14 protein-coding genes are annotated in these 13,248 nt (G+C 70.6%); 6 read left to right on the top strand and 8 right to left on the bottom strand.

Annotation, left to right across the window (positions count from 1 at the left end; all coding sequences use genetic code 11):
- The first annotated feature begins 55 nt into the window (after positions 1–55).
- Positions 56–286: a twin-arginine translocase TatA/TatE family subunit gene (locus AC16DP_RS45450; protein ID WP_047862949.1), complete on the top strand. Its 231-nt coding sequence runs from the start codon at positions 56–58 to the stop codon at positions 284–286.
- Here AC16DP_RS45450 and AC16DP_RS45455 read toward each other — a convergent pair.
- Complete coding sequence (locus AC16DP_RS45455; RefSeq protein ID WP_329726744.1) at positions 283–1,041, bottom strand: hypothetical protein; 759 nt, start codon at positions 1,039–1,041, stop codon at positions 283–285. The two genes, AC16DP_RS45450 and AC16DP_RS45455, sit on opposite strands and share 4 nt — an antisense overlap.
- Positions 1,028–3,280, bottom strand: coding sequence for a zinc-ribbon domain-containing protein (locus AC16DP_RS45460; RefSeq protein ID WP_329726743.1), 2,253 nt, complete (start codon positions 3,278–3,280; stop codon positions 1,028–1,030). The genes AC16DP_RS45455 and AC16DP_RS45460 overlap by 14 nt, the downstream gene beginning before the upstream one ends.
- A 149-nt stretch (positions 3,281–3,429) precedes the next feature.
- Between AC16DP_RS45460 and AC16DP_RS45465 the strand changes: the two genes are divergently transcribed.
- The gene (locus tag AC16DP_RS45465) at positions 3,430–4,080 is read left to right on the top strand and encodes a polyhydroxyalkanoate synthesis regulator DNA-binding domain-containing protein (protein ID WP_329726742.1); all 651 of its coding nucleotides are present in this window, start codon (positions 3,430–3,432) and stop codon (positions 4,078–4,080) included.
- Between the two features lie 110 nt (positions 4,081–4,190).
- Here the strand turns inward: AC16DP_RS45465 and AC16DP_RS45470 are convergent, their stop codons facing one another.
- The 3 genes from AC16DP_RS45470 to AC16DP_RS45480 form a co-directional block, all read right to left on the bottom strand.
- Positions 4,191–4,544, bottom strand: a complete 354-nt coding sequence (locus tag AC16DP_RS45470) for an MmcQ/YjbR family DNA-binding protein (protein ID WP_329726741.1) — start codon at positions 4,542–4,544, stop codon at positions 4,191–4,193.
- Positions 4,545–4,748: 204 nt separating this feature from the next.
- Positions 4,749–5,561 (bottom strand): ParA family protein, encoded by an 813-nt coding sequence (locus tag AC16DP_RS45475; RefSeq protein ID WP_329726740.1) that lies wholly within the window; start codon positions 5,559–5,561, stop codon positions 4,749–4,751.
- 10 nt (positions 5,562–5,571) lie between these two features.
- Positions 5,572–5,877 (bottom strand): hypothetical protein, encoded by a 306-nt coding sequence (locus AC16DP_RS45480; RefSeq protein WP_329726739.1) that lies wholly within the window; start codon positions 5,875–5,877, stop codon positions 5,572–5,574.
- Positions 5,878–6,042: 165 nt separating this feature from the next.
- Between AC16DP_RS45480 and AC16DP_RS45485 the strand changes: the two genes are divergently transcribed.
- Positions 6,043–6,963: an ArsA family ATPase gene (locus AC16DP_RS45485; RefSeq protein ID WP_329726755.1), complete on the top strand. Its 921-nt coding sequence runs from the start codon at positions 6,043–6,045 to the stop codon at positions 6,961–6,963.
- Complete coding sequence (locus AC16DP_RS45490) at positions 6,960–8,132, top strand: ArsA family ATPase (RefSeq protein ID WP_329726738.1); 1,173 nt, start codon at positions 6,960–6,962, stop codon at positions 8,130–8,132. The genes AC16DP_RS45485 and AC16DP_RS45490 overlap by 4 nt, the downstream gene beginning before the upstream one ends.
- Positions 8,133–8,148: 16 nt before the next feature.
- On the opposite strand, the gene AC16DP_RS45495 is transcribed toward AC16DP_RS45490, so the two are convergent.
- Positions 8,149–8,562 (bottom strand): endonuclease V, encoded by a 414-nt coding sequence (locus AC16DP_RS45495; protein WP_329726737.1) that lies wholly within the window; start codon positions 8,560–8,562, stop codon positions 8,149–8,151.
- Positions 8,563–8,732: 170 nt separating this feature from the next.
- Between AC16DP_RS45495 and AC16DP_RS45500 the strand changes: the two genes are divergently transcribed.
- Together AC16DP_RS45500 and AC16DP_RS45505 are read left to right on the top strand one after the other, a co-directional pair.
- Positions 8,733–9,863, top strand: a complete 1,131-nt coding sequence (locus AC16DP_RS45500) for a tetratricopeptide repeat protein (protein ID WP_329726736.1) — start codon at positions 8,733–8,735, stop codon at positions 9,861–9,863.
- Positions 9,864–10,240: 377 nt separating this feature from the next.
- Complete coding sequence (locus AC16DP_RS45505; protein WP_329726735.1) at positions 10,241–11,482, top strand: M48 family metalloprotease; 1,242 nt, start codon at positions 10,241–10,243, stop codon at positions 11,480–11,482.
- 70 nt (positions 11,483–11,552) lie between these two features.
- Here the strand turns inward: AC16DP_RS45505 and AC16DP_RS45510 are convergent, their stop codons facing one another.
- Both AC16DP_RS45510 and AC16DP_RS45515 read right to left on the bottom strand, forming a co-directional pair.
- Positions 11,553–12,071: a tetratricopeptide repeat protein gene (locus AC16DP_RS45510; protein WP_329726734.1), complete on the bottom strand. Its 519-nt coding sequence runs from the start codon at positions 12,069–12,071 to the stop codon at positions 11,553–11,555.
- 6 nt (positions 12,072–12,077) lie between these two features.
- Positions 12,078–13,142 carry a hypothetical protein gene (locus AC16DP_RS45515; protein ID WP_329726733.1) on the bottom strand — a complete coding sequence of 355 codons (1,065 nt, stop codon included), beginning with the start codon at positions 13,140–13,142 and terminating at the stop codon, positions 12,078–12,080.
- Between the last annotated feature and the right edge of the window lie 106 nt (positions 13,143–13,248).

The raw sequence follows: 13,248 nt of genomic DNA on the forward strand, positions 1-13,248 counted from the left end.
CCAGGGGGCGACAGGCGGCTTGCCTCACCCCCGGCTTTGCTGCACTGTGCGCGGCATGCTGGGGCTGCGGACCGGGGAGATTCTTTTCATTGGGTTCATCCTGGTGGTGGTGTTCTCCGCCGCCCGGATGGGTCAGCTCGGCAATGCCGTGGGCAAGTTCGTCTACTCGTTCAAGAAGGCCTCGAAGGGTGAGGACCTCGTGGACGTGAAGACGCTGCCCCGCTCCAAGCGCGGCCAGGACGTGTCCGACGCCGACTACACCGACTCCGGCCCCAAGCGCGGCTAGTTCGAGCCGGGCGCCATCCCTCCAGCCAGCAGGCGCTCGGCCTGCTCGCGCAGCGAGGGGTGCACGGACATGTCCCGCGCCAGTTCCTCCAGATCGTTCGTGTTGAGCAGCGGGACGATCTTCACCCCCACCTCGGGCGGCAGGTACGGGTTGAAGACGAGCGCCCGGCGCACCCCGTGACGCGTGGACCAGCGCGGGGACTTCCAGATCTCCACCAGCGGCTCCGGCCGGGCCGGACGGCGCGCCGCCATGCGCACCACCAGCGGCTCGGTGAGGCGGGGATTGAGGAGCGCGTTGCGCACCACCGCCGGGTTGCTCGCCGTCACCAGCCGCGCGAGCACGTCCGGATCCCTCGTGAGCCGCGCCTGCTGCTTGAGGTGCCCCAAGGACTGGGTGAGCAGCTTCGCGTCCGCCTTGGCCGCCGCGCCCTCGTCGAACTCCTTCTGGGCCGGCCCCGTCTCGAAGAGGTCCGCCACCGACTCCAGTGACTGCACCTCGGCCATGCGCCGCATGGAGTCCGCGTAGGGGATGCTCGCCGCCTCCCGGCCCAGTGCCGTCACGAAGGCCGAGAGCACGCAGGTGGCCGGCTCCCAGCCTCCCCGGGCCAGCAGGATGACCTCGTGGAGCAGCTCGTTCGCGTCGAGCGGATCCCGCCGCGCGAGCTCCCGCGCGGCGGCCTTCCGGACGATCTCCGCGCTCCCGCTCAGGGCGTGGAGCTTCTGGATGACGGACCTGGTCTCCTCACGGCTTGGCATCGCCGGCGCTTCCCTCCTTCGACCCTCCGCTGGCCACCGCCGTCTGCTGCTCGAGCGTCACCTCGAGCCGGAAGTTCGCCAGATCCGAGGGGTATTCGTAGAAGAAGACGACGAAGGGCGCCCGGGCCCCGGGAGCCACTTCCTTGGCGGCGGCGTCCAGACGGGCCCGCAGCGTCTCGGCGTCCGCCGGGCTCGTGAGCTGGAAGAGCTCCTCGGGCGTGGGCACCGCGCCCGCGATGCCTTCCGCGGACTTCACCCGCTGCTCCCCTTCGTACAGCGCGACGCCCGCCTTCACCCGGACGGCGGAGGTGCCACGGTTCTCCACCTCGCCGCGGACGAAGAAGAGGCTGTGCCCAGCCCCCGTCTCGTAGAGACCGTTGGACAGGTCCTTCGCCACCAGGGGCCGCGTGGGCGACACCAGCTCGCGCATGCGCTCGGGTGACAGCTCCACCCGCCCATCGTTGAGCCAGGCCATGGCCATGGCGAGCAGGCCGACCACCAGCACCGCCGCCACCATGAACTGGGCGGCCAGCGAGGCCAGCCGCCGCGCGATGCCTGAACCCGCGCTCCCGCCAGGCGCCTGCTCCACCTTCGGAGGAGGAGGCGCGGCGATCACCGGAGGCGGAGGCGCGGGCGGCAGATCCGCGAGCACCTCGCGGCCCGGCGCGCCCTCACCGGGCCCCGGGAAGTCCGGGAACGGGTTGCGCTCGGTGGGCGCATTCGCCTTGGCGGTGGGCGTGGCCGCGACCGTCTGCGGCGCACCCCAGTCCGGAATGCCCGAAGGCGCCCCCTGCTGCGGAGCCCCCCAGTCCGGAATGCCCGAGGGTGCCCCCTGCTGTGGCGCACCCCAGTCCGGGATGGCCGAGGGCGCGGCGGGCGCGGGGCTCGGAGCGGGCGCCGGAGCCTTCGCGGCCGGAGGCAGCGCCGCCACCGGGTCGAACGCGGCGAACGGGTTGTCCCCACCGGAAGCCGGCGCGGGAGCCTGCGCGGAGGCCGGAGGCAGTGCCGCCACGGGATCGAACGCGGCGAACGGGTTGCTCTCCATCCCACCCGCCGACGCGGCGGGAACCGGGACGGGCGCGGCGCGGGCCGGCTTGGGAGCCGGAGCGGGCGGCGGAGGCTCGAACGAGACGAACGGGTTGTTGCCCTCGAGGCCCTCCATCTCCTCGTAGACCGGAGCGGCCGAGGCGCCGGGCAGCGTGGGCGCCTGCATCGTCGGCGCGTCCTCGGGAGGCAGGGAGAACGGATCCGGCTCCTCGAAGGACACGGGCGCGGCGGCGCGCGGCGCGGGCGCGGCACCCCGAGGCGGCAGCGTGGGCGTGGCCGGAACCGTCGGCGCGTCCTCGGAAGGCAGGGAGAATGGATCCGGCTCCTCGAAGGACACGGGCGCGGCGGCGCGCGGCGCGGGCGCGGGGCTGCGGGCCGGGACCTGCACGGGCACGGGCGCGGCGGCGGCCGGCTTGGGCGCCGGTGGAGCGCTCCGGGCGGGCACGGGCGTGGGCACCGGCCGGGGCGGCAGCGTGGGCACCGGGGCCGGGAGCGTCGCCTCCGTATCGGTCGAGCCGAACGGATCATTCTCGTCGAAGGAGAAGGGGGCGCTGCTCACGGGCGCGAGCGCGGGGCTCTTCGCCGGCACCTGCACGGGCGGGCTCTTCGCCGGTACCTGCAAGGGCACGGGCGCGGCGGCCTGGGCGGGCTTGGGCGCCGGAGCCGCGGGCCTGGGCGCCTGGGCCGGACCGGTCGCGAGCGCACCCGCGGGCTTGTTCGGAATGGGCGCCTTGGCGGCGAGCTTGAGCGCCTCGGCGGGCGTGGGGGTGTTCTCCCCCATGAACTCCATCAAGGGGTCCAGGTCGATGGTCGCCGGAGTCTTCGGTGGCTCCATCGCGCCGGCACGCGGCAGCATGGCGGGAGGAACACCGCCACGAGGCGCGGCGACACCGGGCACCGACGCGGCGGCGCTCACGGGCCCATCGAAAAGGTTGCCCAGACCCGCGGGGCGAGCCGGGGCCTTTCCCGTGGGCGGGGCGGCCAGGGGCGTGCCCGCACGAGGAGTGGCCGGCGGCTTCGCGGCCGGATCTGGAGAAGGCACACCCGGGGCCGGCGCGGCGGACGCAGAGTCCTCTCGCGCGACCTTGAAGGTGTGCTGACACTTCGTGCAGCGGACCTTGACCCCCTTGTCCGTCACCTTCTCGTCGGGGATCTTGAACCGCGTCTGACACCGCTCACACTTGACGATCATTCAGGGCTCGGCCGGTCCGGGAGTATAGGCGCAGAGGGGCGGCATCGCGAGCATGCCTCCACCCGGCTTGCCCGCCCCCCACCCCTCTGCTACAGGCTTTCGTCCCACACCGTGTGCGCAAGCATCCGCAGTGGGCGGGGAACGAGATTATGAGCGAGCCAGAGCAGGCAGGCGTGCCGGGCAAGGAGCCCAAGGTCATCAAGCGGTATACCAACCGCAAGCTCTACGACACCGTCGAGAGCCGCTATGTGACCCTGGATGAGATCGCCGCAATGATCAAGGAAGGGGTGGAGGTCCAGATCGTCGACAATCGGACGAAGGAGGACCTCACCTCGGTCACGCTGGCGCAGATCATCTTCGAGGAGGAGAAGAAGCGGAACCGGATGCCGCTGACGGTGCTCCGGGAGATCATCCGCCACCCGGGCGAGTCGCTGACGGGCTTCATCCAGAAGGAAGTCACTCCCCGTGTGGCCTCCATTCGCGAGGAGGCCGAGTCGCGGCTGGACAAGCTGCTGAGGCGCGAGAAAGAGGAAGGCATGCAGGAGGGCGCTCCCCCGCCCGCCGAGCAGCCGGCCGAGCAGCAGGAGGACAACACGCCGGGAGGCCCGGCGGAGCTGCTCAAGGCGAGCCAGCGGGCGCTGGAGGACTGGCAGCGGAAGATCGACGAGCGGGTGAAGCACGCCGTGGAGAACCTGGCGGGCAACCTGCCGGCGCTGGGCCGCGACATGGCGGTGCTGACGCAGCGGCTGGAAGAGCTCGAGAAGAAGCTGGACGAGCTCGAGAAGAACAAGCAGCAGTAACCGCCGCACTGCCCACCCCGCCCCGCCTGCCTCCCCTCACCGCCAATCTCCCCTCTCCCTCCGGGAGAGGGACGGGGTGAGGGTATCGAGGCTCGTGGGTTGCCCCCGTGTCACTTCGCCGGTGCGCGAGGGTGGGCCGCGTCCCACGCCGCCACCACGCGCTTGGGAGCAATCCGCCGCCAGGCTTCGACGAGCAGCTTCCCGAAAAGCGCCCGGTCCATGCGCGCGAGCTCGACGCTCGTCCATCCCTGGTGTCCCCACGGTGTGACGGCGAAGACCTCCGGCTGCATCTTCACGAAGGCGTCCTGCTCCTCGAGGGACAGCTTGAGGACGGCGCACTTCTCCTTCTCCCAGAGCGTCGCGAAGATCTTCCCGCGCACCCGGAACGACGGCTTGTCGAAGTGCGCCTGTTCCTCGGCCTCGGGCAGGGACAGCGCCAGCTTGCGGACGTCGTTGGGAGTCATGCCTGGGCACCTTCCTGGGGGTGGCGGCGCTCGTAGCGCTGCATCAGGGGCGTCACCGAGATGCCATGTACCACGATGGAGATGGCCACCACGGTGAGCACGAAGGGCACGAGCCGGCGCGCCAGCGACTCCTCCAGGCCGTGCCCGAGCGCATAGAAGAGATAGTACAGCGAGCCGATACCCCGGATGCGAGAGACCCCGAAGTTACGCCACGCGGGAGTCCTTCTTCCCGCGCTTCGTGGCCCGGGCGGGCGCCCCGTCGAAGATCTCCGTGGCGATGGCGGCGAGCATCCGGGCGCCGGTGCTGCTCGGGGCGTACTCCCAGATGGTCTTCCCGTGGCTCTGCGCCTCGTCCACCTTGACGTTGTAGCCGAGCGGCGTGGCGGCGAGGGTCTCAGGGAAGTAGGCCTTGAGGCGCTCGAGGATGGCGGTGGCGAGCGCGGTGCGGCGGTACAGGGTGGGCACCACCTTGGTGATGCGCAAGCCGGGGCGGCCCTCGGTCTCGGCGACCTGACGGACGGTGTCGGCCACCTCGGCGCACCCGTCGAGCGCGAAGTACGTGAGGGCCACGGGCACCACCACCTCGGTGGCGGCCACGAGGATGTTGCGCGTGGTGATGCCCATGGACGGCGGCGCGTCGAAGACGATGACGTCGAAGCCAGCGGCCTCCGCCGCCTCGAGCCGCCCGGCGAGCCGGTGTGCCCGGCGCTCGTCCTGGGCCACCACCAGGGGGAAGTCCGCCATCTCCTTGTATGCGGGCAGCACGGACAGGCCCTCGACGGCCGAGGGCTGGACCACGTCCTCCAGGCGCACGGCCGGATCGGTGAGCAGGTGGAAGACGTTGCGCGGCAGCGTGCGCACGTCCAGTCCGAGCGACTTGCCCGCGTGCCCCTGCGTGTCCAGGTCCACCAGCAGGACCTTCAGCCCGCGCTCTTTCGCGAGCCACGCCGCGGTGTTGACCGCCAGCGTCGTCTTGCAGGTGCCACCCTTCTCGTTGATGAAGGCGATGCGCCGCATGGAGGGCCCTCTACTTCTTCTTCTGGGCCGCGGCCGTCAGCGTGTCCAGCTTGGACTCCACCGAGGACAGCAGCCGCTCCAGGTCATCCACCTTGTTGCGCAGCTGCTCCACGTCCGCGCTGGAGGGCAGGTTCATGGCCGACAGCGCCGAGCGCAGCGCTCCATCCAGCGTGCCCTTGGCCGCCAGCGTGCGCGACACCACCGTCTGCACCGCCGCCACGAACTTCTCGTTGGACATCAGCTGCTGCGCCAGCTTGCCGGCGCGCTCCTCGCCGGTCTCGACGAGCTTCTTCACCACGGGGTTGTCTTTGAGCATGGGGGTGTCCATCAGTCCGCGGGGATTCGACGAGGGGGACGCGGAAGGTTCTGGAGAAAACGCGCGAACTCTGGAAGGACGCGACGCGACGTGTCAAGCGATGGAATCCAGATGACAGAGCGCGTTGACAGGGGGGAGGGGCGTCCCTACGGTTCGCCGCTCCCGATGGCCGGCCTGCTCGACAAGAGGGTGTGGATCGTCTCTGGCAAGGGTGGCGTGGGCAAGAGCACCATCGCCGCGGCGCTGGCGTTGCGCTCGGCGCGCGCCGGCAGGCGTACCCTGGTGTGCGAAATCAACACCCAGGAGCGCATCAGCCGCCTGCTCGGGCACCCGCCCGTGGGCCCTGAAGTGACGAAATTGGAGGACAACCTCTGGGCGGTGGACGTGCGCCCCCAGGAGGCCATGCGCGAGTACGCGCTCATGGTCCTGCGCTTCGAGACCCTCTACAAGACGGTCTTCGAGAACAAGGTGGTGCGTTACTTCCTGCGCTTCATCCCCTCGCTGCAGGAGCTGGTGCTGCTGGGGAAGATCCTCTACCACGCCCAGGAGAAGCGGCCGGATGGCAAGCCGTTGTGGGACACCCTCGTGATGGACGCGCCGGCCACGGGCCACGCCATCACCTTCCTGCGCGTGCCGCAGGTGCTGCTGCAGACGCTGCCGCCCGGGCCCATGACCCGCGAGGCCCTGAAGATGCGCGACATCCTGGAGGACCCCGCGGTGACGGTGGCCGTGCTGGTGTCGCTGCCCGAGGAGCTGCCGGTGAACGAGACGCTGGAGCTGCACGCGGCCCTGCGAGACCAGGTGAAGGTGCGCACGCACGCGGCGGTGCTGAACGCGGCCTTCCTCGAGCGCTTCACCGAGGACGACCTGGAGGCGCTGGTGGACCAGCCCGAGTTGCTGCGGGTGGCGCGCTCGCACCATGACCGGGCGGCGCAGACGGTGCTCGCGGAGATGAAGCTGGAGCGCAACCTGCACGTGCCGGTGCACCAGGTGCCCCGCATCTTCACGCCGGACTTCGACCGCTCGGCCATCGAGCAGGTGATGGGATACCTGGAGCCGATGGTGACGGGGAAGGCGGGGGCATGAACGCGCTCTCCGAGGCCCTGAAGCAAAAGCGCGTGCTGGTGTGCGTCGGCTCGGGAGGCGTGGGCAAGACGACCATCTCCGCGACGCTGGCGCTGCGCTCGGCGGTGGATGGGCGCAGCAGCCTGGTGTGCACCATCGACCCGGCCAAGCGGCTGGCCAACTCGCTGGGGCTCCACGCCCTGGGCAACGTGGAGGCCGAGGTCCCCGCCTCCGCCCTGGAGCCCCTGGGGGTGAAGCCCCGGGCCCGGCTCCACGCGATGATGCTGGACATGAAGCAGACGTGGGACGACCTCATCGTCAAGTACGCCCCACCGGACAAGCGCGAGAAGATCCTCTCCAACCGCTTCTACCAGTCGCTCTCCAGCGCGCTCGCGGGCAGCCAGGAGTACATCGCGATGGAGAAGCTGTGGGAGCTGCGCACGAAGCGCGACTACGAGCTCATCGTGCTCGACACGCCGCCCACGGCGCACGCGCTGGACTTCCTCGAGGCGCCCAACCGGGTGCTGGACTTCCTCGACAACGAGGCGGCCAAGTGGCTGCTCACGCCCGCGCTGGCGGCGGGCCGGATTGGCCTGTCCCTGTTCAGCCTGGGCAGCAGCTACGCGGCGAAGACGATCTCCAAGTTCACCGGCACGGAGACGCTGCAGGAGCTGGCCGCCTTCATGATGGCCATCGCGCCGATGAACGAGAGCTTCCGGGAGCGGGCGCGCGGGGTGCGCGAGCTGCTGGAGGCGGAGCAGACGGGCTTCGTGCTGGTGACGAGCCCGGGCCGCGAGCGGCTGGACGAGGTGATGCACTTCCACCGGCTGCTGAAGCAGAACGAGATGGACGTGGTGGCGGTGGTGGTCAACCGCGTGCACCCGATGCCGGGCGCGCAGCTGTGGGAGGAGATGCAGGGGCTCATCCCGGCGCGGCGCGCGAAGGTGGAGCAGACGCTGCGAGAGCTGACGATGCTGGCGGAGCAGGACGCGCGGGGCATCGCCGAGCTGCAGGCGGCGGTCGGCAACACGCCGCTCATCCAGGTGCCGCGCTTCGAGCTGGACGTGCATGAGATCAGCGCGCTGTGGCGCACGGGGCGCTACCTGATCGGCGACGAAGTGATTCCCGGCCCCACTGCCCCTCTCCCCTCGGGAGAGGGACGGGGTGAGGGTTCCAGCCCCCCGGGTTGAGCCCCGGGAGCCCCGCTCACGAATCCCGGCACAACCGGTCCACCCGGTTGAGCAGCGTGGGAATCCGCGAGGCCCCGTGCATCCGCCGCACGTGCTCCGCGGCCTCGCGGGCCTCCACGCCCACCGCGGTGACGAACAGGGGACGCTGGCTCTGCCCGCGCAGCACTGGCACCGCGAGCTGGCTGGAGTGGAACGCCGTCTTGGCCACGCCGATGACCGGCATGCGCCGCCCGAGCGCCTCGTACAGGTGCGCGCCCAACCCGGGCCGCTCCTCGCCCAGCCACACGTACCCGTCGATGACCACCGTCTCCAGCGGCTCCTGGACGCCGCCGAGCACCTTCAGCAGGTGGGGCAGCTCGCGGCGGTAGAACTGGCCGGGCTCGTAGGGCTCGGCGGGCGGGCCAACATCGTCGCTCCTCCAAGTGTCCACGGCTTTGCCCGCCCGGCAGCCGGGCATCGGGCCATGCGGGCGGGAAACCCGGGCGGAGGTTAAGCTGCGCGCCGCCTGGGAACTCCGGGACGGCTCTTGCTGTCCTGGAGGCAGGAAACCTGGACGGCCCCTCCGGGGGCCCCTGACGACCTATGCAGCGGAGGACATACATGTTGGCCACCTGGCGCAAGTGGGTGTTGGTGGGAGTTCTGGGCCTGGTGGGGTGCCGGACGACGGGCACGGCGGTGCGCGACACGCCGGAGACGCCCCGGCAGCAGGTGCACTTCGATCCGGTGACGGTGACGGCGGACCTGGAGCTGGCCTCGCTCAATGACGAGGAGCTGTTCGCCGGAGGCACGTCGGCCTTCGCGGCCAACGACTTCGCCAAGGCGGCGCGCTACTTCGGACGGCTGGTGGACTTCCACCCCCAGAGCAAGCACCGCGAGGAGGCGCTCTACAACGCGGGCCTCGCCCACGAGCGGCTGGAGCAGTGGGGGGAGGCGAACCTGCGCTTCTCCGAGCTGGCCGACGCGGAGAAGGGCACCGGCGACGCGCTGGACGCGGCCTTCCGCCTGGCCGAGACGCAGTACCACCTGGAGCGCTTCGCGGAGGCCGCGAAGGTGCTGGGCACCATCGCCGCGCGCTCGGACCTGCCGGTGGGCAAGCGCCTGGAGGCCCAGGTGCAGCAGGGCGTGTGCGAGCTGGAGACGGGGCAGAGCGAGAAGGCGGAGAAGACGCTGCGCCAGGCGCTCACCACGTACGAGTCCCTCGCGGACAAGGACGAGGTCGAGGACTACTTCCCCGCGCAGGCGCACTTCTTCATCGGGGAGATCTACCGGCAGCACTACGACCAGGTGAAGCTGGACCCGGCCAAGGGCAGCGACGCGCTGGCCAATGACTTGAACTACAAGGCCGAGCTGCTGCTGTCGGCACAGGGCAACTACCTGCGCGCCATCCGGGTGGGCAACGGGCACTGGGCGACGGCGGCCGGGTCGCAGATCGGCTCGATGTACGAGAACCTGTATGAGCACCTGGTGAGCTCGCCGGCCCCGGCGGAGCTGGACGCGGAGGAGGCGGCCATCTACCGCGAGGAGGTGCGCAAGAAGGTGCGGATCCTCCTCACCAAGTCCATCAACATCTACGAGCGCACGCTGGAGGCGGCTGAGCGCATCGGCTCGCAGAACACGTTCGTGGACAAGACGCGCCAGAGTCTGGAGAAGATGAAGGCCCTGCTGCTGGCGGACACGGAGTCGGCCCCCGTCCCCGAGGACGAGCCCACCCGGTCCAAGCCGCACTCCTGAGGCCATTTCCCCGAGGCCATTTCCCCTCGCCCCCCGGGAGAGGGACGGGGTGAGGGTGCCACGCATCCTGGATTGAACCCCGTGTCTCCACTGGGGCTCACGGGTTGAAGCGTGTAGCCCTCGATGAGCTGTTCCCGGTTCCTCTCGATGAACTCCGCGACCGTCGTCATACCGTGGGCATTCCTCGCACCCCTGAAGGTGCTGGGGACGCACGGCTCACGCCAGTACGGCGATGCGAGGGCGTTGTCCTTTCAACGCGTCAACGCGCTCCGGCGAGGGCAGCGGGAAGCTGGTGCCGGACAGCACCCCGCCGCCCCGGCGAGCCCCCCCCCCTCTGGGAGAAGCTCCGGGGAAGGGACTAGGCTCTGGCTCCACGCATGGAGCCCATCTTCACCCCCGAGCAGCTCGCCGAGATCGAGGCCTACCACCTGCCGCTCTACATCCGGAGCGCGGTGAGCCCGCTCGTCTACCTGGGAGTCCTGGCGCTCATCCTGGGCGTCCTGGTGCGGCCCTTCTACCGGTGGTCCGAGTCCAGCGCGGCCTGGCTGTCCCAGCGGCTCGCGGTCCTGCGCACGGCACCGGTCCTCCGGGTGGTGGTCCAGGCGTTGGATCGGCTCTGGGGCGAGCCGGGCTGGGGCGCGGCGCTGCTCTTCGCGCTACTGGTGGAGCTCTTCATCGAGCTCGTCTACGTCCCGGCGACCATCTACTTCGACTACGTGCTGGAGCACCGCTACGGCATGTCCTCGTACACGCCGCTGCGCTTCCTGGTGGACGAGCTCAAGGGCATCGCCATGGAAGGAGTCGCCGTCTCGGCGCTGGCGCTGGGCATGTACGGGCTGGCGCGGCGGATGAAGCGCTGGTGGCTGGTGCTGGGCATCCCCACGGCGCTGCTGATGCTGGGGGCCTCCGCGCTCGACCCGTACCGCAGCCAGGTCTTCTTCGAGCAGACGCCCCTGGAGCAGGGCCCCCTGCGCGAGCGCATCACCGCGCTCATGGCCCAGGCGAACGTCCCCTTCCAGGACGTGCGGGTGGAGAAGACGTCCGTGGCCAGCAAGCGCCTCCAGGCGTACTTCGCGGGCCAGGGCCCCACGCGCACCATCGTGCTCAACGACGTCATGCTGCGCGAGCTCCAGCCCGACGAGGTCCTCGCCGCCGTGGCCCACGAGGCCGGCCACGTCCACGAGCCGAAGTGGCCGGGGCGCATCGCCGCCTCGCTGGCCCTGGTGGGGCTCCTCTACGTCATCGACCGGATGCTGCGGCACGCCGCCGCCCGGGGCTGGTTCGGCACCACGCGCTTCGCGGACATCCGCACCTTCCCCCTCCTGTGGCTGCTCTCCTTCTTCGTCTTCTTCCTGAGCACGCCCCTCTCCTCCGCCTTCTCCCGTGAGCGCGAGCGCGAGGCCGACCGCTACGCCCTCCAGCTCACCCAGGACCCCGCCGCCTTCCGCCGCATGCTGGTGAAGGCCGCCCGGGTGAACAAGATGAACCCCGACCCGCCCCGCTGGGTCGTCCTCAAGAACCACACCCACCCGCCCATCCGCGAGCGGCTCGCCGCCATTCCTCCCGCTCCAGAAAAAAAGGCGCCAGCGGGCGGGCCCCTCTCCGAGCCCACCCACTGACGCCCTCCCCCCGGGCCGCCCGATCCCCTCCTCCCCTCCGCGGCCCGGCGGTCCCTCCCGGCTCCGCGGACTACGCCTTCGCCCGCGGCTCCGTCTGCAGCTTCTCCGCGGCCGCCAGCGTGATGGCCCTCACCAGCGCCTTCGCCCTCCGGCCCGCCGACGTCTCTCCCCTCGGGTCCGCCTCCACCGCGTTGGCCAGGTCCGTGAAGCCCTGCCGGTTGCCCCGCCGCAGGTACAGCTCGCCCCGGTTCACCAGCGCCACCGGGTTGGAGGGGTCCCTCTCCAGCGCCGCGCTGTACTCGGTGACCGCGTCCTCCAGCCTCCCGAGCTTCTGGTACACCGTGCCCAGCGCCGCGCGGCTCGCCGAGTCCTTCGGGTTCCCCTCCACCAGCCCCTCGAAGAGGATGCGCGCCTCCTCGTAGCGCCCCGCCGCCGCCAGGTCACACCCCACCTGGGCAATCGCCTTCGCCTCCGCGAACGTCATCCCCTCCACCTCCGCCCACGTCGCCTCCCCGCGCACGAACGCCTTCAGCTTCTCCGCCGTCGCCGTGTCCATGGTTCCTCCCTCGTACTTGATGACGCGTCCCATCTCCGCTCACGCGCTCCGCATGTTGGAGAGGGCCGTCTTCGCCATCTCGTTGAACTTCATGGACAGCGTGCTCATCATCTCGAACATCATCTTCCGCTTCTCCACCAGCTTCTGGAGCCGCAGGTTGAGGCGCTCGATGTCGCGCTGCGAGTCCGCGAGCGCCTTCTCGTCCCCCTTGCCGTTCTTGATGCCGGCCTGCTTGTCCTGCGCCGCCGCCAGCTGATCCATCACCTGGAGGATCTCCCCGTCCATCTTCTCCGTGAGCGACATGAGGATGGCCTCGATCTTCTCCTCCAGGCTCATGCTCGGGTCGTTGATGATGCCCCTCATGCTCGAGCTGGCCGTGCCCCCCGTGGACCCGGATGGCACGCAGCCCGTGCCCGCGGGCCGCCCGTACTGGGCGAAGTCCGCCTTCACCTTGAAGATCTCGTTCTGGATGTTGCTCAGGCTGACGCGGTCGTCATTGTTCATGTCGCGGAAGATCTGCCCCTGCGAGTGGACGCCACCCGAGGTTTCGAGCCGCTCGAAGTAGCCCGGGTTGTCCACGAGGAAGCGGGCCGCCTGGCGCAGCTCGGGCGACACGCGCGCGTCCTGGGCGATGCGCTGCAGGTCCCCTCGCGACAGGTTGCCGTCCAGCTTCCCGTCCGTCGCGTCGAGGTAGCGGAAGTTCTGCTGGAGCGTCTGCAGCGCGTGGAAGTAGTCGTTCATCTTCGGATCCAGGTGGCTGCCCTGCGTGCCACCACACGCCCGCGCCGGGCCGCTCGTCCCCGGCGGTGAGCAGTCCCGCGCCGGAGGGCGCGCGTAGCCCTCACAGGCCCGCGCGCTGTCGGCGGGCGGCTTGTACTCGGTGGTGGCCGGCGGATTCTTCGTCAACTCCTGCGCGAGCCCCATCGCGCCATCGGCCGCCAGCATCACGTTGCCCGTCATCGCGCCCACGGCCACCTTCGCCGCATTGGTAATCGCCGGCGGCAGCCCCAGCGCGTTGCCCGCCGCGTCGATGAGCGCGCCCCCCGACAGCAGGCTCGTCACTCCCCCCAGTGCACTGCCCAGACCCCTCAAGAAGTCACTCATGGTGCCTCCCGCGCGGCACCGGGGCTCCATGCCTCCGGATGCCGCACCGTGTTCCGCGCCTGACGGATTGCAGCGGCGATGCCGGGCCCGGGCCCTCGCCCGGCTC

The sequence above is a fragment of the Archangium sp. genome, from assembly GCF_057119385.1.